We start from the raw sequence: 24,751 nt of genomic DNA, 5'->3' as shown, positions 1-24,751 counted from the left end.
GACCGCACCGTCCGTCGTTGATACCACCCCGGCCCGACGATCGACCGGTCGGCTACAGCGGTGTCAACCGTTCGGAGGTGGGGATGTCGGGGTGCTGAGCGTTGTTGACGATCACCAGCTCGAACGGGAACTTCCCGCCACGCCGGGCCCGCCACTGCCCCCCGACCATCGGCGCCCGTGCCACGCCGGGGGCCGGACCGCGCGTCCAGTCCAGCGGCCCGCAGATCGTATCGATCTTCATCGTCGAGATCGCCTCGGCCAGCGCCCGCCGGTCGTCGATCGCCGGAACCGAGCCGAAGGCCTTGGCCGCGACCTCGAACAGCGCATGCGTGAAGCCGATCGGCATCGTCCACTGCCTGCCGGTGGCCGCGGTGTAGGCCTCCGCGAGCTGACCGGCCGACTGCCCGGTCAGCGACGAGGTGAACGGGTAGTGCGGCGACCACCACACGTCGGTCGCGATGCCGTCGGCGAGCTCGGCACCCAGCGACTCGACGCTCGAGGGAAACGGATTGGCCTTGGCGATGGTGACGATCTTCGGGCGGAAACCCTGCTGCGTCGCCTGGCGCCAGAAGGTGGCGAAGTCGAGCGGCGTCGGCACCCCCACCAGGATCTCCGCCTTCGCCTCCTTGAACGCGGCGATGTGCCGGGAGAAGTCCTGGGTACCGGTCGGGAAGCTGCCCGGGTCGATCATCCGGTAGCCGCGTTTGGCCATGAACTGCGGGAACCCAGCGGCCGGGTCACCCCAGCTGAGCCCGTCCGAGTCGGCGGGCCACAGCGCCCCCGCGACCTTGTTCGTGGGCATCGAGTCCCACATGTCGGCGTAGACGTTCTCGAAGTCCTCGAGCCCGAAGAAGAACAGGTGGGTCCACTCGAACTTCTTGCCGAGCTGCCCGCCGCGGCCGAAGAACCACGGCTGCCACGGCGTGATGGTCGCGACGCAGGGGACCTGGCCGGCCTCGCACTGGTCGCTGACGGGGTTCGACGTCTCCGGCGTGGAGGAGACCAACATCAGGTGGACTCCGCCGTTGGTGATGAGGTCCGTGGCGACGTCTGCGGCGCGGGCCGGATCGGACTGGCTGTCCCGGTAGAGGATGTCGACGGGGAAGCTGCGTCCGTTCACCTGGATCGGGTGCGTGGCGAAGTGGCTGCGGACCGAGTCGACGACGAACTCGTCGGCCTCCGCGAACGGAGCCAGTGGACCGGTGGCCGGGCTCACATAACCGATCTTGATCCGGTCTGCGCCCGAGCCGGCCGAGGTGCCGCAGCCCGCGGCGAAGGCGCCGGTCGCCGCCACGACGCCGGCTGCCCCGGCGATCGAGAGGAACTTCCGCCGACCGAGCCGACCCGGCAACTCTCCCATCGTGCCTCACCTGGTTGGAGTAGCTGGTTTGGTGGTACGGAGCATTTCCGGTCACACACCCGGGTGTCAAAACGACGCCCGATCCGGGGCCGGACGACGCTGCGTTCGTCGCTGCCGATCCGGCCGTTCGGCGCGCCGCGATGGCCCGATGCGCGCCCCGCCCCCCGGGAATGGCTAGACTCCCGCCCTGCAACTGTGTGACGAAACCGGCAACGGTATCGGTCCGCGAGACCAGCGGCCCCGGATCCGGGGCCCGGCGTGTCGGGGGCCGGTGCCTGAACCAGGTGGGCGGGTCCGGTGCCCGCCGCACCACCACCCCCGACTCGCCACGGACATCAGCTTGACGCTCCCCACCTGCACCCCTGTCCCCCTCACGTCAGCACCGACCGCACGCCGTGCGGCCGTGGGTCGCGTGCTGGCCGGCCGGGGCCGTCCACCGGCAGTCGGCCGAGCGATGTTCCGGGCCCCCACGCTCGCATCGCCCGGCCGCATCTGGGAGATGTCGACGTGACCAAGACCGAGCAAGCCGCGTCCACCCCGGAGCGGGCCGAGCGCTGGCGGCCCCGGCACTGGAGCCTGACCGTCAAGCTCGTCGTGCTGCTCCTCGTCCCGACCGTGCTCGCACTGCTCCTGGGGACGCTTCGGATCGCCGACCAGGCGGGCAAGGCGGCCGACCTCGCACAGATCTCCCGGCTCGTGGTCCTGCAGAAACAGGTCTCGACCATGGTCGCGGACCTCCAGCAGGAGCGGCTCGTCGCCAGCGCGTTCGTCGCCGGAGGCCGGCCGTCCGACTCGGCCGCCCTGAAGGGCCAGTTCGAGAAGGTCGACCAGTCCGGTACGCAGGCCCGCTCCGCCCTCGACGGGATCGACCCCGTCGACAACGAGCTCGTCGGCGTGCAGCGCCAGCAGCTCGTCCAGGCCCTGGAGCAGCTGCCCGCGTTGCGCACCCTGGTCACCAACTCGAACGCGCCGGCCTCCGCCGTCACGGTGCGCTACACCGAGCTGCTCGGGCGGCTCGGTGAGGTCAACGACGCGCTGCTGCGAGGCATCAACCTCACCGAGGTCAACGGACTCGCGATCGCGCTGGGCAGGCTCGAGGCGGTTCGGGAGGAGATGTCGCTGCAGTACGCGGTGCTGACCGCCGCGGCCATCGAGCGGACCCTCACGCCACCGGACGCCGCCCAGGTGCAGGCCGCGGAGGCTCGGCTCGGAGCCGCGCTGACGACCTTCCGGTCGGCGTTGGACGCGGGGCAGCGGGTCAGGTTCGCCGGGCTCGGTTCAGCCGCACCGAACGTCGCCCGCGCGCGGCTGGTCACGGCGGCCGTCAGCGGGCCCGCCGATGCGCCCCCGCCGGTGCCGTCGCGGGCCGAGGTGAGCGGGCTCTTCGACCCGGTCCTGCAGGACGTGGGCAAGACCGCGAGCGCCGTGCGCCAGGAGCTCACCACGACCAGCGAGGAGCTGCAGACGTCCGCGAGCAACGAGGCCGGGGTCAACTCGGTCATCCTGATGCTCGGCCTGCTGCTCGCGTTCACGGTCATGATCCTGGTCGCCCGGCGTATGATCCGCTCGCTGCGAATCCTCCGGAACACCGCGCTCGACGTGGCCGAACGGCGGTTGCCACAAGCGGTCGAGGGCATGCGGGCGGGCGTGGCGCCCAAGGCCGACGTCGAGCCGGTGCCGCTCGACTCGCGCGATGAGGTCGGCCAGGTGGCCCGCGCCTTCGACGCGGTGCACGGCCAGGCCGTCCGGCTGGCGGCCGACCAGGCGGCGCTGCAGGCCAACGTCAACGCCATGTTCGTCAACCTCTCCCGGCGCAGCCAGGCCCTGGTCGAGCGTCAGCTGCAGCTCATCGAGCAGCTGGAGAGCAATGAACAAGACCCCGACCAGCTCTCCAACCTCTTCCGGCTCGACCACCTGGCCACCCGGATGCGGCGCAACAGCGAGAACCTGCTGGTCCTCGCCGGTACCGACCTGTCCAAGCGCAACGTCGCGCCGGTTCCGGTGATCGACGTCCTGCGGGCCGCGGTGTCGGAGATCGAGCAGTACCAGCGGATCATCGTGCAGCCGCCGCCGACCGTCACCGTGATCGGCCGCGCGTCGAGCGACCTTGTGCACCTGCTCGCCGAGCTGCTCGACAACGCCACGAACTTCTCTCCGCCGGACTCCCAGGTGGTCATGAGCACCACCCAGACGTCCGACGGTTCGATCCTCATCGAGATCGCCGACCGGGGCGTCGGGATGTCGGGTCAGGAACTCTCCGACGCGAACCAGCGGCTCAGCGGCCCGTCCGAGGTCGACGTCTCGGCGTCGCGTCGGATGGGTCTGTTCGTCGTCGGCCGGCTGGCCGCCCGACACGGCATCGGCGTCCGGCTGGGCACATCGGCCGGTGCGGGGCCCGCCGGACTGACCGCGTCGGTCACCGTCCCGCCCTACCTCGTGCCACCGGCCACGTCCGACGGCGAGCGTCCCACCGGGGTCGGCGCGACGCTCCCGGCACCTCGCGGTCCGCAGCCCGGTGGCCCACAGACCGGCGCTCCGCAGTGGTCCACCGGTCCGCAGGCGGGCTCGCGACCCGGCGGGCCGCCAGCGGCCAATGGCCACTCTCGCTCCGGCTCGTTGTCCTCGCTGGTGGCGGGCGGCGATGGGCCGACGAGTCCAGCGGTCCCGCCGGACCTGCGCGGCGGACCGGGTCTCACCCCGATGCCTCTCCTGCAACCCGGCCAGCCACTGCCCGTCCGTCGGCCGGGGACGTCCCTGCGACCCGATGGCCGACCCGTCGATCCCAGCCGCAACGGCGCAGCATCGCCGGCGGCGGACGAGCAGCCGGGTGGACACCAGCCCGACCGGCCTGCCGAGGCGGCCGACGGAGCGACCGGGCAGGCCCAGGGCACGGGGGACACCGCCGCGAGGGACACCGCCCCCGATGACGCGGCCGCTCCGGACGCGGAGGCCACCGCGACCGACGCCACCCCGGCGGAGACCACCCCGGCGGAGACCACCCCGGCCGACGCCACCCCGACCGACAGGGCCGCAGCATCCGACGATGAGTCGGCCCCGGACACCGACGAGGCCGCGCCCGAGCAGCCGCACTCCACGGACCGGCAGGGCCTGCCGGCCCCACCCACGACACCCCTTCGCTCGGTACCCGTCGCGGGCACTGCCGAGGAACGGCCACAGGGCGATGCCGCCGAGGGGCCGCCCGCCGCGCCCCACCGGCCCACCCCGACCGGCGGTCCGCGCGACGCCGCGCCGGGGTCATCACAGCAGGTGGCTCCCGAACAGACGCCGCAGGCCCGGCCGAATACCGACCTGTTCGCACCGAGCATCCCGGCGATCGCCGAGTCCGACCGCGGGCTGCCGAGGCCTCCGGCGCCGCTGTCCCAGCAGCAGTTCGAGATGGGGCATACGACCCCGATCTTCGAGGAGATCGCGTCCGCCTGGTTCCGGTCGAACCGCCCGCTGCCGGTGAGCTGGGAGACGGAACAGCCCGGCGGCGCCCGTACTTCGCCCGAGTCGGCGCAAGCCCGCCCGTCCGCACCGGCGGCGGGCCGCCCGGCGCCCCCGCCCGGAGCGGAGCTGCCCCAGGCCCCGGCGACCGAGTCGGCCTTCGCCACCGCCGCGGACGCCGGCTGGCGCGCCGCCGAGGACACCGCGACCCCGGCGAGCGGTCGTGGTGAGTTGACCGCCGCGGGGCTCCCGAAGAGACGGCCCCGCGCGCGGCTGGTACCCGGCAGTGCAGCCGGCTCCGCGGTGCTGGCGACATCCTCGTCGCCGAGCCGCACCGCGGAGGCGGTGCGCGGGAGGCTGGCGAGCTACCAGCAGGGGGTCCGGCAGGGACGCGAGGCTGCGCTGCGCCAGCAGCGGGAATCCGTCGAGTCACCCCAGCCGGGCAGCACCGAGGCAGCACCCGCTCCGACGGGTAAGGAACAGGACGAGAGGAACCGATGATCGAGCGCATGCGGTCATCGGTCAGCACAGCGCCACCGGGCACCGGCCCGGCGAGCGCCGGCAAGGAGAGCCAGTGACAGCACCACAGACGCAGCTGAGCCGGTTCGGATGGCTGGTCACGAACTTCGCCGAGCGGGTGCCCGGCGTCGCACACGCGATCGTCGTCTCGGCGGACGGGCTGTTGTTGACCGCCTCCGACCGGCTTCCACGCGACCGCGCCGACCAGCTCGCGGCAGTGTCGTCCGGCCTGGTCAGCCTCACCCAGGGCGCCGCGCGGTGTTTCGACGCAGGTGGCGTGGTGCAGACGGTCGTCGAGATGGAACGCGGGATCGTCCTGCTCATGTCGATCAGCGACGGTTCCTGTCTGTCGGTGCTGGCGTCGCCGACCTGCGACATCGGCTTGATCGGTTACGAGATGACGCTGCTGGTCGACCGCGTCGGCCAGCTGCTGACCCCCGAGTTGCGTGCCGAGCTGCAGGGGTCGATCGGCGGCTGAGCCATCGGTCCGTCCAGAGTCAGTGCAGCTTCGGCAAAGGGTAGGTGAGGTGCGATGAACACCGGTTCGAACGACGAGCGCCAGCAGCCTCCGGAGCCGACGTTCACCGACATGATGCACGGGTTCGGCCTCGACGACGTGGGCCGGGAGCAACGACAGCCACGCTGGGGTTGGCGGCGCGGCGAGAATCCGGCTCCCACCGAGGTCCCGCCCGCCCCGGCCCCGCTCCCGCAGCCGGTGCCGCTCGATGCCTACCAGGCGAGCTATCCGCTGGAGGAGATCACCGCGGGGGCCTCGGCGGTGCGGCCGTATGCCTGGACGCGCGGGCGCACGAAGTCCGGTTTCGACCTGGCGATCGAGACGCTGGTCTCCACCAGCCCGATGGGGCGGGGCCAGCTCGGGATGCTCCAGGTGGAGCACCGGTCCGTCGCCGAACTGTGCATGGAGCCGCGGTCCGTCGCGGAGGTTGCCGCGCTATTGTCCCTCCCACTGGGAGTGGCACGGGTGCTGCTGGGTGATATGGCCGGCCTCGGCGTCGTCATCGTGCACCAGACGGCGAGCAGCGCCGGCAGCGCGCCGGACCTCGCTCTCATGGAAAGGGTGTTGAGTGGACTCCGTCGGCTCTAGGCCGCGCGCGGCGACGATCTCCGCCAAGATCGTGGTGGCCGGTGGCTTCGGCGTGGGCAAGACGACGTTCGTCGGCTCCGTGTCGGAGATCGTCCCGCTGACCACCGAGGCCGTCATGACCGAGGCGAGTGCGCCGCACGACGACCTCTCGGCCACCCCCAACAAGGTCACCACGACGGTGGCGATGGACTTCGGCAGAGTCTCCCTCGACTCCGACCTCGTCCTCTACCTGTTCGGCACGCCGGGCCAACACCGCTTCTGGTTCATGTGGGACGACCTGGTGCGCGGCGCGATCGGTGCGGTGGTCCTCGTCGACAGTCGCAGGCTGGCCGATTGCTTCGCCGCCATCGACTTCTTCGAGGACCGAGGGCTGCCCTACATCGTCGGCCTCAATGCCTTCGACGGGATGCTCCAGCACCGCATCCCCGACGTTCGCGAGGCCATGTCGATCGACCCGTCGATCCCGATCGTCCCGTGTGATGCGCGGGACCGGGAGTCGACCAAGCAGACCTTGATCACGCTCGTCGAGCACGCGATGCAGCACCGGATGGCTGCGGGCGCCTGCTGAGTACGCACGGGTCACTCGACGACGGCGACCGAGGTGATCCGGTGCAGCGGAACTCGGTAGATGTTGCCGTCGACGACGTCGCGGCCCTCGACGATTCCGCCGCCGAGGCTGGTCGGCTTCAGCACCCGTTCCCCGGCCACCCCGTGGCTGTCGACGAAGCCGATCCAGACCGTGTCGCTGGCCCGCACCGCGTCGAGGAGAACGGCCGGGGTGGTGCCGGAACCGTTGTTCGGGGTCGTGGCGGCCGCGACGCTGCGCCGCACCCCGGCCATCGCATCGCCGGCCCGCATCTTGGACACGATGGCCTGCAGCCGGGCGCTGTCGGGTTCGGCGGACGAGACCGTGCCCCTGGTCGCCGGTCGGCGGCGCGCCTCGATCCGGCGACCGCGCTCGCCCAGGTCGAGCACCCCACCGGCGGCATCCTCCGCGGCTGGGCTGAACCCGGCCGCGCGCAGCCCGTCGAGGACCTCGGCCAGCGGCAGCGGGCTGATCGCGACGCTGGGCGCGAGCCTGCGCAACTCCAGCGCCCTCGCCTCGGGATGGGCCATGACCTCCGAGAGCAGCACCTCGTCGTCGGACCGCAGGAATGATGACGCAACCCCGCCGCGCAGCCGCCCGTGCCGGCGAGCGGCGTCGTCGATGAGGTAGCTCAGCGCGTGCGGCACCGGGGTGGTCGAGCGGGTGGCGAGCAACTCACGCAGATCGTCGGCGGAACGTCCGGCGTCCAGCGCGCGCCGCACGCTCGCGTCGCTGAACCGGAAGACGGTCGCCCCGCCCGCCGACTCGATATCGGCCATCACGTTCAGCTCATGGGCGAGCTCGGGCACCAGCGGGCCGGGCGCGATCGCGGTGAGGTCGGCCTGCAGGACAACGTGACCGACCGGTTCGGGCAGGGCCGCGCGAAGCGCCGCAACCGGATCGGCCCCGTCGTCCAGCAGCGCCCGGCCGGCCGCCGACAGCGCGTCGAGCGCGACGACACCGAGCACCGTGGCCTCGGCGAGCGTCCAGGCGACGATCTCGTCACGCAGCCGCCCGCCCCGGCGGGGAGCGCGCCAGGCCAGCAGGCCACTCAGCTCCGCCGGGGAGCGCACGGCGGTGCCCGGGGGCAGCTCGGCAAGGCCCAGGAGCACCCGGCGGCGGTCTCGCCCGGCGCGGGGCCGGCGCGCCGCGTCGGACAACACGGGGATCGGCCGGTCCGCCTCGTCACGGCGCCCGACCAGGCCGGGTAGCCGGGGTAGCTCGAGCCAGGTCCGGGCCAGCAGCGACCAGCGCTGTTCGGGCCCGGCCGCGGCCCAGATGTCGCAGGAGGTGGTCGGCACCCACTCCGGCGCGGGGCCCTCGCTGATACCGACCAGGTCGGCGGCCACGAGCAGCTCGACCAGCAACGCCGCGGCCGACTCGTCGATGCCCATCTCCTTTGCGGCGCGGCGCAGCTCGCGCACGCCGAGCCCACCCGAGCGCAGCGCCGGTGGCGGGGCCTCGCTCCAGGCCGAAACGAGCAGGTCCAGCCTGCGCAGCACGTCCAGCGCGGCGCCGGCGGCGGTGCGGTCGACGACGTCGGCGCCCCGCTCGATCGTCGCGGGTACCGGTGGTGTGTGCTCGACACGACCCAGGGGGTGCTCGCCCCGCAAGGCGAGGCCGACCTCACGGGGCAGCTCCACCGTCTCGGGGTCGACACACAGCAACAGCCCGCGGGCGAGCAGCCGGCCGACCGGGCTGGTGGGGTCGGCGCTGCCACGGCTGCGCCCGACCGGCGGGCCTACGGCGAGTGCCTCGAGCACTCGCCGCTCGTCGGGGGCCAGCCCGGCGAGCAGCTCAGCCAGCGCGGTCGAGTCGGCCAGGTTGGGGGCGGACCGGCCGAGACCACCGGGGTAGCCGGGCAGTACGTCCCGGGCGGCGGGCACGAGCGCGAGGCCGCTGTCGGTGTCCCAGATCAACGCCCGCTCGCGCAGCGCCGCCAGTGCGGCGTCGAGCACCTCGGTGGGTACGTCAGCCCCGAGCATCCTGCCGATCTCCTCGCGGGGCACGGGCGCGGCATCGGCGTCGGTCACCGCGAGCGCCTCGAGGACGGCCAGCGTCGCGGTATCCAGGTCGTCGCAGGCGCGGTGCACCGACGCCCTGATCCCCACCCGAGTCGCCAGCACGGAGATGTCGGCGGGCACCGGCACAGCCAGGTCGGGGCGCAACCGCAGCAGTGCGGCAAGGGTCTCGTCGTCCTGGGCGCGCAGCCAGTCGACCAGCGAGATGGGCATCGTGTCCACGGTAGCGGCCGCCGTCCCGGCGTCGCCGCGCAATCCGGATGAGGGATACTGGAGCAACGATCACCCGGAACTCCCCCCGGGATCGAATCTCGTAGGAGGTCACTGTGGCGAAGCCCGACCGCCCGGGCCGGATCGACCCGTCCTGGCCGGAGCTGCCCGACGGCGAGCACCCCGTCACCGAGCTCGCCGCGCCGTTGCAGGGATCGCTGTCGCCGTTCGGCGACCTGGAGTTCCCCCTGGACAAGGTGCCCTACGAGCACCCCGTCACCGAGATCAACCGGTAGTCGTGCCGGCGGGTCTGTTGCTGGCGGCCGGTGCCGGCCGACGGATGGGCAGGCCCAAGGCACTGATCGAGTTCGAGGACGAGCCGTTCGTCCGGCGGGCGCTGCGGGTGCTCGGCGACGGCGGGGCCGCCCCGCTCCTGGTCGTGCTGGGCGCGGCCGCGGATGAGGTGCGGGCGCTGCTGCCACCCGGCGTGCTCGCCGTCCAGGCCCGCGACTGGGCGGACGGCATGGGTGCCTCGCTGCGGGCCGGGCTGGACGCCCTCGCGGCGCTCGACCCCGTCCCCGAGGCGGCGCTGGTGCACCTGGTGGATCTGCCGGGGGTCACGTCCGGCGCCATCGCCAGACTGGCGGTGGCCGCAACCGGGCCGGAGGCGCTGCTGCGGGCGGCCTACCAGGGTCGCCCTGGGCATCCCGTCCTGATCGGTCGGCGGCATTGGGGCGCGGTGTGCGAGGCCGCCGTCGGCGACGCCGGTGCCCGCGGCTATCTCGCCGATCATCCCGGGCTACGGCTCGTCGAATGCGGCGACCTCGCCGAGCCCGACGACGTCGACACCCCTGAGCAGTTGGCGCGGCTGCGCGGCGCCTGACCCGCCCACCCACGCGTATGGAGCCACCGCACGCTCAGGCGTGCGGTGACTCCATGACGTTGGTTCGACGGACCGGGCTCAGAGAGCGAGCAGTTGGCCCGGGAAGATCCGGTGGGGATCGTTGACCAGTGCGGCGTTCTTGGCCAACAGCGCCTGCCAACCGCCCGCGATGTTGTGCGCGGCGGCAATGCCGCTCAGCGTGTCACCGGCCTTGACGACGTAGGTGCCGACGGCGGGGGCGGCCGGCTGGCTCGGCCGGGGCTGCGGGGCCGCCGGAGCGGCCGGAACGTTGCGCGGGGTGGCCGGCTGGCCGACGGCGCCGGCCTTGCGCGAGCAGACCGGCCAGGCACCCCAGCCCTGCTTCGCCAGCACCCGCTCGGCGACGACGATCTGCTCGGCCCTGGTCGCCTGATGCGCGGCCGGAGCGAACTCGCCGCCGCCGAAGCCTCGCCAGGTCTGATGGGCGAACTGCAGCCCACCGGAATAGCCGTTCCCGGTGTTGATGGACCAGTTCCCACCGCTCTCGCACTGGGCGACCCGGTCCCACGTCGCGTCTGGGGCGGCGTGCGCGGCCGGGGCGACGACGACGATCGGAGCACCCGCAACGGCACCGGCCAGGGCGGCGCGGGCAATGGCGCGACCGGCCGCAACCGGCTTTCGGTGCTGACCGCGGTAGCGAGGCATGACTTTTCTCCACCGCTGCGCGTCGGATGCGCTGCCTGGGGAGGGCAGGGCGAACCAATTGGCTCGCTCGATCCGTCCCTGTCCCACGTCGAATTCCGGGGGCCGTCACCGCCGGACAGGGATTGCGCTGCGGTGCCGGGGCCCGTCCGTGTCGGGGGTGGATCGAGCCGCCGGAAACGGTACGTCCGCGACCGCGCCGGGGAAACCCCTCGATCGAGAACGACATCGACGTAGTTTTCGACGTCCAGATGTGCAGCGTCCGCAGTTCTCCCAGGTCAGCGCGGCATATAACGAGAAGAAAACGGCACGAATACGGAACGCCACAGTTGCCCTGACGTGATATGAATCACCTCAGGGTCGGCCGCGTTCGTGAGTTGCACCGCATCCCGCCACGGGTCGCGCGACGCCGTAGAGTCCTGCCCGTGGAGCTGACCCACGTCGACAGCACCGGAGCCGCTCGGATGGTGGACGTCTCCGGCAAGGAACCCACCGCGCGCACCGCGGTGGCCACCGGCGTCGTGCGCACGACGGCCGAGGTGGTGGAGTTGCTGCGTCGCGACGGGCTGCCCAAGGGCGACGCCCTGGCCACGGCTCGTATCGCGGGGATCATGGGCGCGAAGCGCACCCCCGATCTCGTCCCGCTGTGCCATCCGATCGCGCTCAGCGGCGTGGTGCTCGACCTCGAGCCCACCGGCGCCGAGGTGCGGATCCGCGCAACCGTGCGCACCACCGACCGGACCGGCGTGGAGATGGAAGCTCTCACCGCCGTCGCGGTGGCCGGACTCGCCCTGCACGACATGATCAAGGCCGTCGACCCGGCCGCCGTGCTGGACCGAGTGCGCGTCGAACGCAAGGAAGGCGGCAAGACCGGGCACTGGACCCGCCCCGAGGAGCGTTCGTGACCGACTCGTCCGACCCCGTCCGCCGGGCCCACGTGGTGACCGCGTCGAACCGGGCCGCGGCGGGCGTCTACCCCGATCGCGGGGGCCCGATCATCGTGGAGTGGCTGCGCGAACGTGGGTACGACTGCCCCGACGCCACCGTGACGCCCGACGGCGAACCCGTGTCCGACGCGCTGCGCGCAGCGATCTCCACCGGCGTCGACGTCGTGATCACCACCGGTGGCACCGGCATCTCGCCCACCGACTCCACCCCGGAGGTCACCCGCGCCCTGCTGGACTACGAGGTACCGGGACTGGCCGACGCGATTCGCCGGGCCGGCGCGCCGAAGGTCCCGACGGCCGTGCTGTCGCGCGGCGTCGCCGGCGTCGCCGGACGCACACTGGTGGTGAACCTGCCGGGCTCGACCGGCGGCGTCCGCGACGGCCTCGGCGTGCTTGCGGACGTCCTCGACCACGCCGTGGACCAACTCCGAGGAGGAGATCACAGATGAGCCCGCACGGTACCCAGGCCGAGGTCGCGGTGCTGCGCGCGGCCGTCGGGGAGCAACCCCTCGACGTCGAGGAGCACGCCCGCCTGGTCGACGATGCGGCCGCGGGCGCCGTGGTCACCTTCGCCGGTGTGGTCCGCAACCACGACGGCGGACGGTCCGTGGGCCACCTGGAGTACAGCGCCCATCCGACGGCACAGAAGATCGTGGCCGAGGTGGCCGGCGACGTTGCCGGCCGGGCACGAGGTGTGCGGGCGATCGCGGTGAGCCATCGCATCGGTCGCCTCGAGATCGGCGATGTGGCGCTGGCCTGCGCCGTGGCCGCCGATCATCGCGGTGCGGCCTTCGCGGTGTGCGCCGAGCTGGTGGAAGAGGTGAAGCGCAGGCTTCCGGTCTGGAAGCACCAGGTCTTCACCGATGGTTCGGACGAATGGGTCAACTCGACCTGATCACCGCCCACGGGCGGCCGGCGTGCAGCGGCACCGCCCGCCCAGGGCGATCGGGATCGGCTCAGCCGATCTGCAGGACCTGCCCGACGAAGATCAGGTTGGGGTCGCTCACGACGCTGCGGTTCTTCGCGTGGAGCGCCTGCCACGTGGTGCCGTTCGCGGTGGCGATCTTCGACAGGGTGTCGCCTGCGACGACGGTGTAGGACGGACCGCCGGCCGGCCCCGTCCGGACCTGCTTCGTCGCGGCGGGCCGGCTCGCGACCGGCTTCTTCGGGGCAGGCGCGGCCGCGGGCCGCTTGACCGGCTGGGTCCCGGCATTCTGCGTGGCCGGGGTGCCGCGCAGGCCGAGCTTCTTGGAGCAGGCGGGCCAGGCGCCCCAGCCCTGACCGGCCAGAACACGCTCCGCGACGGCGATCTGCTGCTCGCGGGAGGCGTTGTGCGCGGATCCGGTGCCGCCGTAGGCCCGCCAGGTGCTCGGCGTGAACTGCAGGCCGCCGGAGAAGCCGTTGCCGGTGTTGATGGACCAGTTCCCGCCGCTCTCGCACTGGGCGAGCTGGTCCCAGGTGTTCGCCGGAGCGGCGTTGGCGGTGCCGGCGACGGCGACCGGGGCGCCGATCGCGACCGCACCGGCCACGGCCAGACGCGCGAAACTTCGCTTCGAGAGGAGCGTCATGTCGGATGGTCTCCTACGCGCCAAGAGGGTCCGGGCGGGGAGCACCCGGCGGCCGGTCGAGGCCGACCCAATCCCGGACACAATTGCTTGCATCTCGGAAATTGTTTCCTCACCCCTGTCCCGTCCTTTACGTCGACGGACCGGTAACCGCGGGACAGGGGCCTGGCGCGACGGTTCCGGATGTATTCCGATCGCTCATCGGGAACGACCGAGCACGGACGCTACGTTTGCCGGGGCGGAATGCGTCAAATCAATCGCGAGTGATGATCGTCACTGTAACACGCGCGCAGCTTTGGCCGACGGCCACATCTTCGCTGGTCAGCGTATCCTTATCACAATCTGATCTCGGTCAAGATTTTAAAGCCGAACTGGAAATGTTGTCGATCGAGTCACACCGAATTACTGCACCGTCGGTGACCGGATCATCACACAGGGCACAGGCGTCTCGGCGCCCAGGCTGGCCGATGAGCACCCGGTGAGTCATGCTGGAGTCGTGAACGAACGTACCCGGATCATCCGCGCAGCTGTTGGATCGCAGCCGTGAGCGGCCCCGCGACCGCACCGATGAACGGCGCCATCACCGGGGCCCACTCCTCGCCCGCGGCGCTGGCCGCGGCCCTGCGCACCACCGGCTACCTCGCCGACGAGGGCCTGGCCACGGCGGCGTTCCTGGCCATGAAGATGAACCGTCCGCTGTTCTGCGAGGGCGAGCCGGGCACGGGCAAGACCGCGCTGGCCCAGGCGTTGGCGCAGATCCTCGGCGCCGAGCTCATCCGGCTGCAGTGCCACGATGGCATCGACGCCGCCCAGGCGCTCTACGACTGGGACTTCCCGCGCCAGCTCCTGCACCTACGAGCGCTCGAGACCACCTCCAGCCTCGGCAATGGACAGCTCGACGCCGACGCCGTCGAGGCCTCCCTCTACTCCAAGCGGTTCCTGCTGGCCCGGCCGATCCTGCGCGCGCTGCAGACCTCGCCCAGCGTGCTGCTGGTCGACGAGATCGACCGCGCCGACGACGAGTTCGAGGCGTTCCTGCTGGAGGTCCTCACCGAACACGCGGTGACGATCCCCGAGCTCGGAGAGGTCCGCGCGGCGACGCCGCCGGTCGTCGTGCTCACCTCGAACCGGACCCGCGAGGTGCACGACGCGCTCAAGCGTCGCTGTCTGTACCTGTGGCTGGACCACCCGGACGTCGCGCGTGAGGTCGAGATCCTGCACAGCCGGCTGCCCGGCCTGCCCGACCGGCTGGCCGCGCAGGTCGCGGGCACCGTGCACAAGCTGCGCCAGGCCGAGCTGCTCAAGCCACCCGGCGTCGCCGAGTCGCTGGACTGGGCGCGGGCGCTGCAGCTGGTCGGGGCACGGACCCTCGACGTCGACACCGCCGCCGCCACGCTGGGCGCGGTGTTGAAGTACCGCGAGGACGCGGACCGGGTGCGCAACCAGCTCGACTCGCTGCTCGCGTCCTGAGCGGGGCCCGCGTGGCACGCACCGTTCCGGTCGCCGGCATCGCGGCCGACGACACCCACCGCCCGGACCCGATCCCCGGCCTGGTCGGCTTCACCGCGGTGCTCCGGCACGCCGGGCTGCCGATCACGACCGACCGCGTCGCGGCGTTCCTGTCCGCTCTGGACTCCCTCGACGTCACCAGCAAGGTGCAGACCTACTGGGCGGGCCGGTTGACGCTGTGCTCGGACCCGGACGACATCCCACGCTACGACGCGGCGTTCGAGGCCTGGTTCGACCCACCCGGCCGCAGCCAGACGACCATCAGGGACGAGCGGCCACCGCCACCTCCCAAGCTCGCCTCGCTGATGCCCACGAACGGACGCGACGGTGACGACGAGCAGTCCGAGCAGGGGCCCGAGATCCGGGCCACGGCCAGCGGAACCGAGGTGTTGCGCCACCGTGACCTCGGTGAGCTCTCCCCGGCCGAACGCGAGCATCTGCGCAGGCTGCTGGCGCTGCTGCGGCCCGAACCGCCGACCCGGACCTCGCGGCGGCGACGGCCGCGCAAGCACGGCGAGGCCGATCCCGGCCGTACCCTGCGCGCCGCGCTGCGCAACCAGGGTGAGCTGCGCGACCTGCGTCGCCGGGACCGCTCCCGGCGCCCGCGCAAACTGGTGCTGCTCATCGACGTGTCCGGGTCGATGGAGCCGTACGCGGACGCGCTGCTGCGGTTCGCGCACATCGTCGTCCGGCGGGCGCCCGGCGCGATCGAGGTGTTCACCCTCGGCACCCGGTTGACCCGGGTGACCCGCGAGCTGCGCCAGCGCGATCCGGAACGGGCGTTGCGGGCCACCGGCCGGGCGATTCCTGACTGGTCGGGTGGCACCCGTCTGGGTGAGGCGCTGCGGGCGTTCCTGGACCGCTGGGGGCAGCGGGGCGCGGCCCGCCGGGCCGTCGTGGTGATCTTCTCCGACGGCTGGGAACGCGGCGAACCCGATCTTCTCCGTCAGCAGATGCAGCGGCTGCGCCGGTTGGCCTACCGGCTGATCTGGGTCAACCCGCACGCAGGTAAGCAGGGCTACGCGCCGGTGCAGGGCGGAATAGTTGCGGTATTGCCGTACTTGGACGAGTTGTTGGCAGGGCACAGCCTGGCCACGCTGGAAGAGTTGCTGAAGGTGGTGCGCCAGGAGGACGGAGGCCGGCGGAGCCGGCGGGGTGGGATGAATCATGCGTGACGTGATGGATCAGCTCGAGGGCTGGTGGAAGAACGGTGAGCCGGCGGCGCTGGCGACGGTGGTCAACACGTTCCGCTCCGCTCCGCGCCAGCCCGGCGCCTCGATGCTGGTCGGGTCGGGCGGGGAGGCGGTCGGGAGCGTGTCGGGCGGCTGCGTCGAGGGCGCGGTGTACGAGCTCGGCGAACAGGTTCTCGCCGATGGCCGCCCGGTGCTGCAACGTTACGGGGTATCCGATGACGACGCGTTCGCCGTCGGGCTGACCTGCGGCGGGATCCTGGACATCTTCGTGGAGAAGGTCTCGCCCGAGACCTTCTCCCAGCTCGACCAGGTCACCGAAGCCGTCCGGGCGGAGTCCCCGGTCGCGGTAGCGACCGTGGTGGCCGGCCCGGCGGAGCGGCTCGGCAAGCGGCTGATCGTCTGGCCCGACCGGGTCGCGGCCGGTACCGGCTCGGCCCGGATCGACGACGCCATCCGCGACGACGCCCGGGGGCTGCTCGACGCGGGCCGCAACGCGATGCTGCACTACGGCGTCGAGGGTCAGCGCCGCGGCGAAGGACTCGATGTGTTCGTCGAGTCGTTCGCCCCACCGCCCCGCATGATCGTGTTCGGCGCGATCGACTTCGCCGCCGCGGTGGCCAAGATCGGTACGTTCCTCGGCTACCGCGTCACGGTGTGCGATGCGCGGCCGGTGTTCGCCACGGCCAGCCGCTTCCCCAGCGCGAACGAGGTCGTCGTCGAATGGCCGCACCGCTACCTGCGGGCCGAGGCCGAGGCGGGACGGATCGACCGGCGCACGGTGATCACGGTGCTCACCCACGACCCGAAGTTCGACGTGCCGGTGCTCGAGATCGCGCTGCGGCTGCCGGAGGTCGGCTACATCGGTGCGATGGGCTCGCGACGCACCCACGACGACCGCCTCGCCCGGCTGCGCGAGGCCGGGCTCACCGAGGCGGAGCTGGCCCGGATGTCCAGCCCCATCGGGCTCGACCTCGGCGCCCGGACCCCCGAGGAGACCGCGGTCTCGATCGCCGCGGAAATGATCGCGCTGCACTGGGGCGGCGAGGGCGTCCGGCTGGCCGAACGCGAGGGACCCATTCACGCAAGCTGACCCGACCCGTCCGAACGGACAGGCGGATCCACCCCGCCCGGCGGGTTCGCCCCCCGGGCGGGAACGGCTATGGTTCGCCCGCACCGTCGAGGAGGGCGGCACGTCCTCGCCCGAGCGCCGACCAGGGGCGGGTGAGCCCAGCCCGGTGAGGAGGTCCGGGTGCCGCGGCCGCGGGTTCGGCAAACCTGTCGGCGACGTGCCACCTCTTGTAACCTCCTCGTCACGCGCGGTCCGCTTGCCCGAACGCGGTCCGGACGCCATGACCTGCGGTAGGAGGGCGATGTGGTCCTCATCAACGAGGCCCGGCGAGCGGGTGAGACGGTGCTCCTCGACCAGCAACCTGCCGATCCGGCCGGACCCGAGCGGGGACTGACGCTGCCGCCTCGGCGGTTGTCGAAGTTCCACGCCCCGGAGATCGTCTTCGGCCCGGACTCCCTCGGCGAGGCGGCGCACGCGGCGGTCCGGCTGGGCGCCCGCAGGCCGTTCATCGTCACCGACCCAGGGTTGTTCGAGGCCGGCTGGCCCGCGGAGCTGCTGCGGCACCTGCGCCAGGCCCGGCTCGAGCCGGGATTGTGGCTCGACCTCACGCCCAACCCGAAGGACCACGAGATCGAGGACGGCTACCAGCGGTACGCCGCCACGGGCTGCGACGTCGTGGTCGGCATCGGCGGAGGTTCGGTGATCGACGCGGCGAAGGGGGTGGCGCTGCTGGCGGCCAACGGTGGGCGGATCCTCGACTACGAGGGCATCGACCGGATGGCCAACCCGGTGCCGCCGATGGTCATGATTCCGTCCACCTCGGGCACCGGTGCGGACGTTTCCCAGTTCTGCATCGTGACAGACACCCAACGGCGCACCAAGATCACGATCATGGGCCGGGCCCTCGTGCCGGATGTGTCGATCATCGACCCGCGGCTGCTGCTCACGATGCCCGAGTGGCTCAACGCCGCCACCGGACTCGACGCCCTCACCCACGGTATCGAGGCCTTCGTCTCGCTCGCCCACGGTCCGCTCACCGACCACCACGCGCTCCAGGCCGTCTCGATGGTCAACGCCAACCTGGCGCGGACCATGCACCGCCCCACGGACGGCGGTGCCCGCTGTGCGATGGCGCAGGCCGCGCTCGAGGCCGGGCTCGCCTTCACCAATGCGATCCTCGGCGCGACCCACGCGATGAGCCACCAGGTCGGCGGCATGCTCGACCTGCCGCACGGCGTGGTCAACGGGGTTCTGCTGCCGCACGTCATCCGGTTCAACGGCGCGGTGGCCCCGGAACGGTTCGTGCCGATCGCACAGGCCATGGGGCTGCCGGCGTCACGCAGCCGCCCGCTGGACGCCGTCGCGGCCGTCGCCGACCAGGTCCGCGCCCTCGGCGACGAGGTCGGCGTACCCAAGGGGCTCGCCATGCTCGGCGTGACCGCCGCGGACATCCCCCGGCTTGCACAGCTGACCCTCGGCGACGCCTGCATCACGACCAACCCACGCCCGGCGTCGGTCGACGACGTGGCAGAGCTGTTCGAGGCGGCGCTGTGAGGGTGTGTCCGCCGGCGGGCACATGACGGCCGCGGCCCGCCCGCCCCGGCGGGTCGACCCGCGGCGGATGGGGCCCGACACGCGGCAGATCGCGCGCGGCCCGGACCTCGACGCGCTCACCGGGTTGCGTTCCAGCAAGCCGTCCTTCTACCCCGAGTACCGGATCTCCGCCGAACGACTGCGCCGGGTGATCGTCGCGCTGGACCGCATCTCCGCCGCGCTGGTGCGCAGCATGGAGGGCTCCGCGGCGCTGGTGCGGGCGGTCGTCGAGGCCGTCGCGGATCACCTGTCCGCGGACTGGGTCGTGTTCGCCCTGCTCGACGGTGAGTTGCCCGACTCCCGGCCGCGGCACCTCGTGCTCGGCCCGGACGGCACGCAGGGGGCGCGCCTCGACCAGCTCCCCGAGCAGATTCGTCGCCACGTCGAACGGATTCGCGCAGGCCACGGCACCGGCGAAGGGATTGACCACGGCGATGCGACCAGGCGCAGCCACCTGCACGCTCCGATCGAGCTCGACGGCCGCGCGGTCGGCGGGTTCGTCGCGTGGACGTCGCCCGAACGCGAGATCGACGACACCGACAGATCGGTGCTGCGCATCCTCGCCGGGCAGACCGCGGCGGCGCTGCAGAACTGTGCGCTGCTCGACCGCTCCGAGCGGCTGTACGCCCGTACCGCGCGCCAAGCCGCCGATCTGAAGCAGCGCAACGCCGAACTCGAGGCGGCTCAGTTGGAGCTGGGCGCGGCCCGGCAGCGCGAGGTACTCGACAACGAACGGCACCGGATCGCCCGCGAGCTGCACGACAGCGTCACCCAGTACGCGCTGTCGGCCGGCATGCACATCGAGGTGGTGCGCTCGGAGATCGACGACGCGCGGCTGCGCGCCCAGCTCGACACCGCCAAGGACCTCACCCGCCGCGCCGTGGAGCAACTCCGCTCGGCGATCTACGCGCTCAACGACGACGGCAGCCATGACAGGGACCTGCCGGCGATGCTGCGCCGGCTCTCCACGGTGCATATGCCCGACGAGCTGCACGTCGAGGTGCGGATCGGCGGCAAGCCGGTGGCCCTGCCCGCGGAGACCGAGCAGTCGCTGTTCCGGATCGCGGGCGAGGCGCTGTTCAACACCGCCGTGCACGCCGAAGCGGCCCGCGCGGTGGTGCGGTTGGCCTACCGGCCCGACCGGATCCGGCTCACCATCTCCGACGACGGCCGGGGCAGCCCCGACGCGGTGCGCCGCGGGCTGCGGGCGGCCACCCTCGGCGGGCCGTCCGGCGAACATCGGGGCCTGGTGAACATGCAGGCGCGGGCCCGCGAGATGAACGGCGCCCTGACGTTCCGGCGGGCCCGGCTCGGTGGGCTGCAGGTGCAGGTGGACATCCCGGTTCCCGGGCGCGCGGACGCCGCCGGGACACACGCTGAGGGGGCAGGATGAGCCCGGCGCAGCGGACGCTGCCTGCGGGCGCGCGGACCCGGCCCGAGCCGGTCCGGATCGTGCTCGTCGACGACCATTCGATCCTGCGCCAGGGACTGCGCGCGGTGCTGGAGCGCGAGGAGGACCTGCGGGTGGTCGGTGAGGCTGGCACCCCCGCCGACGCCATCGCCGCGGTCGCCGCGTCGCGCCCGCATGTCGTGCTGTTGGACCTCAAGCTGACCGCGGGCCCGCAGGCCGACGGTCTGGACGTGTGCCGCAGGCTGTGCGCCGCGCATCCCGGGCTGGGGGTGCTCGTGCTGACCACCTTCGCCGAGGACCGGTTCGTCGTCGAGGCGGTGCAGGCCGGGGCCCGCGGCTACGTCGTCAAGGACGTCGACACAACCGAGCTCGTGCGCGCGATCCGCACCGTCTCGCGCGGCGAGAGCGCGTTCGACGCCCGCAGCGCCTCGGCGATGGTGCGCTCGCTTTCGGGCGGAGCCCCCGAGCGGGAGCGGCTCACCGACCGCGAACTCGACGTCTTGCGGCTGCTCGCACGTGGGCTGTCGAACCGGGCGATCGGGGCCGAGCTGTTCGTCTCCGAGACGACGGTCAAGTTCCACGTCGGGAACCTGATGCGCAAGTTGATGGTGTCGCGCCGCGCCGAGGCCGTGTACGCGGCGACGAAGCTGGGGCTGCTCTAACCCGGCCGAGTCGGCACGAAGGCGACAAATGCCCTCAGTAATGTCATTGCGTGATGGAGCGGATACATCGGGCAGCCCGGTCGGTCGTCGAGCACCCGGCGTTTCAGCCCATGGTGATCACGGTGATCGTGCTCAACGCGGTCGCGCTGGGCCTGGAGACCTCCTCGATCGCCGCCGCGATGGGCGGCTTGCCGCGCTTCGTGGACCACGCCACGCTGGTGATCTTCGTGCTCGACGTCGCGCTTCGCCTCATCGCCTACGGGCGCGGGTTCTGGCGCGATCCGTGGAACACGTTCGACTTCGTCGTCGTGGCGGTCGCGCTGGTCCCGGCATCGGGACCGTTCGCGGTGCTGCGGTCGCTGCGGGTGTTGCGGGCGCTGCGGTTGGTCTCGGCCGTGCCGAGCCTGCGCCGGGTGATCGGCGGACTGCTCACCGCCATGCCGGGAATGATGTCGATCACCGTGCTTCTCGCGCTGATCCTCTACGTGGCCGGGGTGATGGGGACGGCGCTGTTCGGGACGGTGGCGCCGACGTACTTCGGAGATCTCGGTACCACCCTGTTCACGCTGTTCCAGACGATGACCGGCGAAGGCTGGCCGGACGTCGCGCGTGAGGTGATGCAGGCCGTGCCGCTCGCGTGGATCTTCTTCGTGGTCTACATCCTGATCTCCTCGTTCATGGTGCTGAATCTGTTCATCGCGGTCGTCGTCAGCGCGATGGAGAACGAGGTCATGGCCGAGGCCAGGGCCAAGGAGGCCGAGTACGCCGCCGAGGAGCAGATCGCCAACCGGGAGATCCTCGCCGAGCTGCGCGAGCTGCGGGCCGAGGTGGCCGCGCTGCGCGACAGCGTTCCGGCCGACGGACGCCCGGCCGGGGAAACACGACTGGTTTAGGGTCGGCGGCATGGATCCGGTCGGGCCGTCCGAGGGCGAGACGCCGCACGATCCCGGCACGTCCGATCACGACGCACAGGTGGAGCGCCTTGCCCAGCAACTGAGTCTGTTGCTGCGCCGCGCGCGGCGGATGATGCGTGAGGCCGCGGGCCGAATCCACCCCGAGATCGACGCGGGCGCCTACGCCGTGCTGCTGGTGATCGCGCAGGCGGGCCCGCTGCGACTGGTGGAGCTCGCCGAGGAGCTCGGCCTCGACAAGTCGACGATGAGCCGTCAGGTCTGGGCCCTGCTGCGGCTTGGCCTCGTCGAACGCAGGCCCGACCCGGCGGACGGTCGCGCGTTCCTGCTGGAGCTGAGCCCGATGGGCCGGGAGCGGTTCGCCGAACTCAACGAGTGCCGGCGACGCGGCTGGCGGGAGAAGCTGGCGCACTGGTCGACGGCCGAGATCGCCGGTCTCGCCGACGGGCTGGAGCGGCTGGGCGCCGAGCAGCCGGACCCCGACCAGCGCTGAACCCCAGCGCCCGGCAGCTCAGCGCGTCATGGAGCCAGGACGTCGTTGGCGCCATCCGGGTCCGGGGAGGACGCCTTCGCCCAGTACCGCCGCGGTATCCGGCCTGCCCCGTGCGCGGCCCGCCCCGCCTCAACCGCAAGGCGCATGGCGTGGGCCATCCGCTCGGGGTCTGCGGCCCGGGTGACCGCGCTGGCCAGCAGCACGGCGTCGCAGCCGAGCTCCATCGCCTGCGCCGCCTCGGAGGCGGTTCCGATCCCCGCGTCGAGCACCACCGGCACCCCGGCCTGCTCGACGATCATGGCGATGTTGTGTGGGTTGCGAATGCCGAGGCCCGTGCCGATCGGCGAACCCAACGGCATCACCGCCGCGCAGCCGGCGCCCTCGAGCTTGCGGGCCAGCACCGGGTCGTCATTGGTGTAGGGCAGCACGGTGAACCCGTCGTCGACGAGCTGCTCGGCGGCGTCGAGCAGCTCGATCGGGTCCGGCAGCAGGGTGCGCTCGTCCGCGATGACCTCGAGTTTGACCAGATCGGTCTCCAGTGCCTCCCGGGCGAGCCGCGCGGTGAGGACGGCCTCGGCGGCGGTGCGACAACCGGCGGTGTTGGGCAGCACCGCGATCCCGAGCCTGCGCAGCAGGTCGAGCACGCCGGTCCCGCTCGCGGCGTCGATGCGGCGCATCGCGACCGTGGTCAGCGCGGTCCCCGACGCCAGCAGGGCGCGCTCGAGGATCTCCAGGTTCCCGGCACCGCCGGTTCCCATGATCAACCGAGAGTCGATCTTGTGTCCGCCCACGACCAAGGGATCATCGGTCAGCATCGTCATCCTCCCTGCACCGCGGTCAGCACCTCGATGCGCGCGTCGGCGGCCAGCCGGGTGGACGCCCAGCCGGCCCGCGGTACGACCTCGCCGTCCACCGCGACGGCCACCCCCGAGCGAGGTGCGCCGAGCGTGTCGAGCGCGTCCAGCACGTTCGCGCCGACGGCCAGCTCATGACGCTCACCGTTGATCCACACGTGCACCCGGGTTCTCCTTTCCGTGAGTGAAACGAGCGGGGTCGGCGGCCCGGACCGGCTCCGGGACCGGCTCGCCCCGCAGCAGCGCCAGCACCGCGTCCACGGTGATCGGGGTCAGCAGGATGCCGTTGCGGTGGTGCCCGGTGGCGACGAGCAGACCGTCCCCGAGACGGCCGATCAGCGGCAGGTTGTCCGGGCTGCCGGGCCGCAGCCCCGCGGCCGCCTCGAGCAACGCGTACTCGGCGACCCCCGGAAGCACCCGCTCGACGTCGCGCAGCAGGTCGCGGACCCCTCCGACGGTCACCGTGGTGTCGAAGCCCTGTTCGGCCTGGGTCGCGCCGACGACGAGCCCGTCGCCATCGCGCGGGACCGCGTACACCGGCCTGCCGTCGACCAGCGCGCGCACCGTGCGGCGCGGCGCCGGAAGCGCCCCCGGCCGTCGGACCAGCCGCAGGATCTCCCCCTTGACCGGCCGGACCAGGCCATCCAGGGCGGGATGCACGATGCCGGAATGGGCGCCCGCGCAGACGAGCACCACATCGGCGGCGACGTCGGGACCCTCGGCGCAGCGCACCCCGCTGGCCCGCCCGGCCTGGGTCAGGACCCCGGTGGCCGAGCGCGTGGCGAACTCCACCCCGGCCTTCTCCCCCGCGACCTGCAGCGCGGCCAGCAACATCCGGTTGTCGACGGCGAGATCGTCGGGCACCGAGAGCCCAGCCCGCACATCCGGTCCGATCGCGGGCTCGAGCCTGCGCAACGCTCGCCCGGACAGCGATTCGACGGGCCGGTCCAGCCTGGCCAGATACGCGGCCAGCGCGTCGAGCTCCGCGCGGTCGCCGCTGCCCGTCGCCGCGACGATCGTCCCGTCGCTGCGCAGCCCGACCGGAGCTCCCGCGGCCTCGCCGGCCGCGGCCGCGAACGCGGGCCAGCGCGCCACCGACTCGACGCCGAGCGCGAGCAGGTCCTCCTCACCGGGCCAGGCCTCGGTCACCGGGGCGAGCATGCCGCCCGCGACCCAGGATGCGCCCGAACGCGGCGCCGGATCGACCACGGTGACCGTCCAGCCGTCCGCTGCCGCCCGCCAGGCGCAGCTCAGCCCGATCACGCCGCCCCCGATGACGGCCAACCGTCCACTACCCATAACCACCATCCGCTCCCTGCGCCGGCATGACCCGGATCAGGTTCGACGGTCGGGACGTCGGAGCGTCCCCTCTCAGCCCGCAGCTCGGGCTCCCGTGCGTCACCCTCGATCGACTCTACGCCGTAAGGTCTGCGAACGTGCCCGGACTGGACGGTGATTCCCGGCGCGCCCGGCTTGCCGACGCGCGCCTGTACCTGTGCACCGATGCCCGACGCCGCCAGGGCGACCTCGCCGAGTTCGCCGACGCGGCGCTCGCCGGCGGGGTCGACATCGTGCAGCTGCGCGACAAGGGCCCGGACGGCCCGCTGGAGGCCCGCGCCGAGCTGGCGGCGCTGGAGGTGCTGGCCGAGGCGTGCGCGCGGCACGGTGCGCTGCTGGCGGTCAACGACCGCGCGGACGTCGCCCTCGCCGCGGGCGCCGACGTGCTGCACCT

The 24,751-nt window shown here is 72.4% G+C and carries 23 protein-coding genes, 1 pseudogene and 1 riboswitch; of the genes and pseudogenes, 17 read left to right on the top strand and 7 right to left on the bottom strand.

The features are described 5' to 3' along the window. Positions 1 to 52: 52 nt before the first annotated feature. Positions 53 to 1,360, bottom strand: a complete 1,308-nt coding sequence (locus ACFQE5_RS14520) for an ABC transporter substrate-binding protein (protein WP_379585459.1) — start codon at positions 1,358 to 1,360, stop codon at positions 53 to 55. Between the two features lie 507 nt (positions 1,361 to 1,867). On the opposite strand from ACFQE5_RS14520, the gene ACFQE5_RS14515 reads away from it, so the two are divergent. From ACFQE5_RS14515 to ACFQE5_RS14500, 4 genes are all read left to right on the top strand, one after another. Continuing rightward, positions 1,868 to 5,308 (top strand): sensor histidine kinase, encoded by a 3,441-nt coding sequence (locus ACFQE5_RS14515; protein WP_379585458.1) that lies wholly within the window; start codon positions 1,868 to 1,870, stop codon positions 5,306 to 5,308. A 73-nt stretch (positions 5,309 to 5,381) separates the two neighbouring features. Further along, positions 5,382 to 5,804, top strand: a complete 423-nt coding sequence (locus tag ACFQE5_RS14510) for a roadblock/LC7 domain-containing protein (protein ID WP_379585456.1) — start codon at positions 5,382 to 5,384, stop codon at positions 5,802 to 5,804. A gap of 54 nt (positions 5,805 to 5,858) precedes the next feature. Next, positions 5,859 to 6,431 (top strand): DUF742 domain-containing protein, encoded by a 573-nt coding sequence (locus ACFQE5_RS14505; protein ID WP_379585454.1) that lies wholly within the window; start codon positions 5,859 to 5,861, stop codon positions 6,429 to 6,431. Then, entirely contained in the window at positions 6,412 to 6,999 is a 588-nt protein-coding gene (locus ACFQE5_RS14500) for a GTP-binding protein (RefSeq protein ID WP_379585453.1), read from the top strand. The genes ACFQE5_RS14505 and ACFQE5_RS14500 overlap by 20 nt, the downstream gene beginning before the upstream one ends. 11 nt (positions 7,000 to 7,010) lie before the next feature. On the opposite strand, the gene ACFQE5_RS14495 is transcribed toward ACFQE5_RS14500, so the two are convergent. Continuing rightward, a complete protein-coding gene (locus ACFQE5_RS14495; RefSeq protein ID WP_379585450.1) occupies positions 7,011 to 9,251 on the bottom strand; it encodes a helicase-associated domain-containing protein in 2,241 nt (746 codons plus the stop codon). Positions 9,252 to 9,364: 113 nt separating this feature from the next. Between ACFQE5_RS14495 and ACFQE5_RS14490 the strand changes: the two genes are divergently transcribed. Beyond that, positions 9,365 to 9,544, top strand: a complete 180-nt coding sequence (locus ACFQE5_RS14490) for a hypothetical protein (RefSeq protein ID WP_379585448.1) — start codon at positions 9,365 to 9,367, stop codon at positions 9,542 to 9,544. A 2-nt stretch (positions 9,545 to 9,546) separates the two neighbouring features. Next, complete coding sequence (locus ACFQE5_RS14485; RefSeq protein ID WP_379585447.1) at positions 9,547 to 10,131, top strand: nucleotidyltransferase family protein; 585 nt, start codon at positions 9,547 to 9,549, stop codon at positions 10,129 to 10,131. A gap of 78 nt (positions 10,132 to 10,209) precedes the next feature. Here the strand turns inward: ACFQE5_RS14485 and ACFQE5_RS14480 are convergent, their stop codons facing one another. Beyond that, positions 10,210 to 10,815: a transglycosylase family protein gene (locus tag ACFQE5_RS14480; protein WP_379585446.1), complete on the bottom strand. Its 606-nt coding sequence runs from the start codon at positions 10,813 to 10,815 to the stop codon at positions 10,210 to 10,212. A gap of 422 nt (positions 10,816 to 11,237) precedes the next feature. Between ACFQE5_RS14480 and moaC the strand changes: the two genes are divergently transcribed. Together moaC and ACFQE5_RS14470 are read left to right on the top strand one after the other, a co-directional pair. Beyond that, positions 11,238 to 11,717: a cyclic pyranopterin monophosphate synthase MoaC gene (gene moaC / locus ACFQE5_RS14475; protein ID WP_379585445.1), complete on the top strand. Its 480-nt coding sequence runs from the start codon at positions 11,238 to 11,240 to the stop codon at positions 11,715 to 11,717. A gap of 32 nt (positions 11,718 to 11,749) precedes the next feature. Next, a pseudogene (locus tag ACFQE5_RS14470) lies at positions 11,750 to 12,654 on the top strand (molybdenum cofactor biosynthesis protein MoaE). Positions 12,655 to 12,715: 61 nt separating this feature from the next. Here ACFQE5_RS14470 and ACFQE5_RS14465 read toward each other — a convergent pair. Then, the gene (locus ACFQE5_RS14465; RefSeq protein WP_379585444.1) at positions 12,716 to 13,327 is read right to left on the bottom strand and encodes a LysM peptidoglycan-binding domain-containing protein; all 612 of its coding nucleotides are present in this window, start codon (positions 13,325 to 13,327) and stop codon (positions 12,716 to 12,718) included. Positions 13,328 to 13,891: 564 nt separating this feature from the next. Between ACFQE5_RS14465 and ACFQE5_RS14460 the strand changes: the two genes are divergently transcribed. From ACFQE5_RS14460 to ACFQE5_RS14425, 8 genes are all read left to right on the top strand, one after another. After that, on the top strand, positions 13,892 to 14,794 hold the full coding sequence (locus ACFQE5_RS14460; protein ID WP_379585688.1) for an AAA family ATPase: 903 nt from the start codon (positions 13,892 to 13,894) through the stop codon (positions 14,792 to 14,794). 11 nt (positions 14,795 to 14,805) lie between these two features. Continuing rightward, a complete protein-coding gene (locus ACFQE5_RS14455) occupies positions 14,806 to 16,008 on the top strand; it encodes a vWA domain-containing protein (protein ID WP_379585443.1) in 1,203 nt (400 codons plus the stop codon). Beyond that, a complete protein-coding gene (locus tag ACFQE5_RS14450; protein WP_379585441.1) occupies positions 16,001 to 17,116 on the top strand; it encodes an XdhC family protein in 1,116 nt (371 codons plus the stop codon). Before ACFQE5_RS14455 ends, ACFQE5_RS14450 begins: the two co-directional genes overlap by 8 nt. Positions 17,117 to 17,398: 282 nt before the next feature. Continuing rightward, positions 17,399 to 18,649, top strand: a complete 1,251-nt coding sequence (locus ACFQE5_RS14445) for an iron-containing alcohol dehydrogenase (RefSeq protein WP_379585439.1) — start codon at positions 17,399 to 17,401, stop codon at positions 18,647 to 18,649. Between the two features lie 67 nt (positions 18,650 to 18,716). Continuing rightward, positions 18,717 to 20,081 (top strand): MadS family sensor histidine kinase, encoded by a 1,365-nt coding sequence (locus tag ACFQE5_RS14440; RefSeq protein WP_379585438.1) that lies wholly within the window; start codon positions 18,717 to 18,719, stop codon positions 20,079 to 20,081. After that, on the top strand, positions 20,078 to 20,761 hold the full coding sequence (locus tag ACFQE5_RS14435) for a MadR family response regulator transcription factor (protein WP_379585436.1): 684 nt from the start codon (positions 20,078 to 20,080) through the stop codon (positions 20,759 to 20,761). The genes ACFQE5_RS14440 and ACFQE5_RS14435 overlap by 4 nt, the downstream gene beginning before the upstream one ends. Before the next feature lie 53 nt (positions 20,762 to 20,814). Beyond that, on the top strand, positions 20,815 to 21,654 hold the full coding sequence (locus tag ACFQE5_RS14430) for an ion transporter (RefSeq protein WP_379585686.1): 840 nt from the start codon (positions 20,815 to 20,817) through the stop codon (positions 21,652 to 21,654). 10 nt (positions 21,655 to 21,664) lie between these two features. Beyond that, positions 21,665 to 22,165, top strand: coding sequence for a MarR family winged helix-turn-helix transcriptional regulator (locus ACFQE5_RS14425; protein ID WP_379585434.1), 501 nt, complete (start codon positions 21,665 to 21,667; stop codon positions 22,163 to 22,165). Positions 22,166 to 22,191: 26 nt separating this feature from the next. On the opposite strand, the gene thiG is transcribed toward ACFQE5_RS14425, so the two are convergent. The 3 genes from thiG to thiO form a co-directional block, all read right to left on the bottom strand. Beyond that, positions 22,192 to 22,980, bottom strand: coding sequence for a thiazole synthase (thiG, locus tag ACFQE5_RS14420; protein ID WP_379585433.1), 789 nt, complete (start codon positions 22,978 to 22,980; stop codon positions 22,192 to 22,194). Positions 22,981 to 22,982: 2 nt separating this feature from the next. Next, positions 22,983 to 23,183 (bottom strand): sulfur carrier protein ThiS, encoded by a 201-nt coding sequence (gene thiS, locus ACFQE5_RS14415; protein ID WP_379585431.1) that lies wholly within the window; start codon positions 23,181 to 23,183, stop codon positions 22,983 to 22,985. Beyond that, the gene (gene thiO, locus ACFQE5_RS14410; RefSeq protein ID WP_379585684.1) at positions 23,161 to 24,318 is read right to left on the bottom strand and encodes a glycine oxidase ThiO; all 1,158 of its coding nucleotides are present in this window, start codon (positions 24,316 to 24,318) and stop codon (positions 23,161 to 23,163) included. The genes thiS and thiO overlap by 23 nt, the downstream gene beginning before the upstream one ends. After that, positions 24,315 to 24,424: riboswitch (TPP riboswitch) on the bottom strand. Its footprint overlaps the gene before it by 4 nt. Positions 24,425 to 24,455: 31 nt before the next feature. Between thiO and ACFQE5_RS14405 the strand changes: the two genes are divergently transcribed. After that, positions 24,456 to 24,751 (top strand): thiamine phosphate synthase (locus tag ACFQE5_RS14405; RefSeq protein ID WP_379585429.1); only part of this gene is annotated, 296 nt, incomplete at its 3' end.

It is taken from the genome of Pseudonocardia hispaniensis (assembly GCF_042658695.1).
Taxonomy (GTDB): Bacteria; Actinomycetota; Actinomycetes; order Mycobacteriales; family Pseudonocardiaceae; genus Pseudonocardia; species Pseudonocardia hispaniensis.
This window is presented reverse-complemented; position numbering and strand designations above follow the sequence as displayed.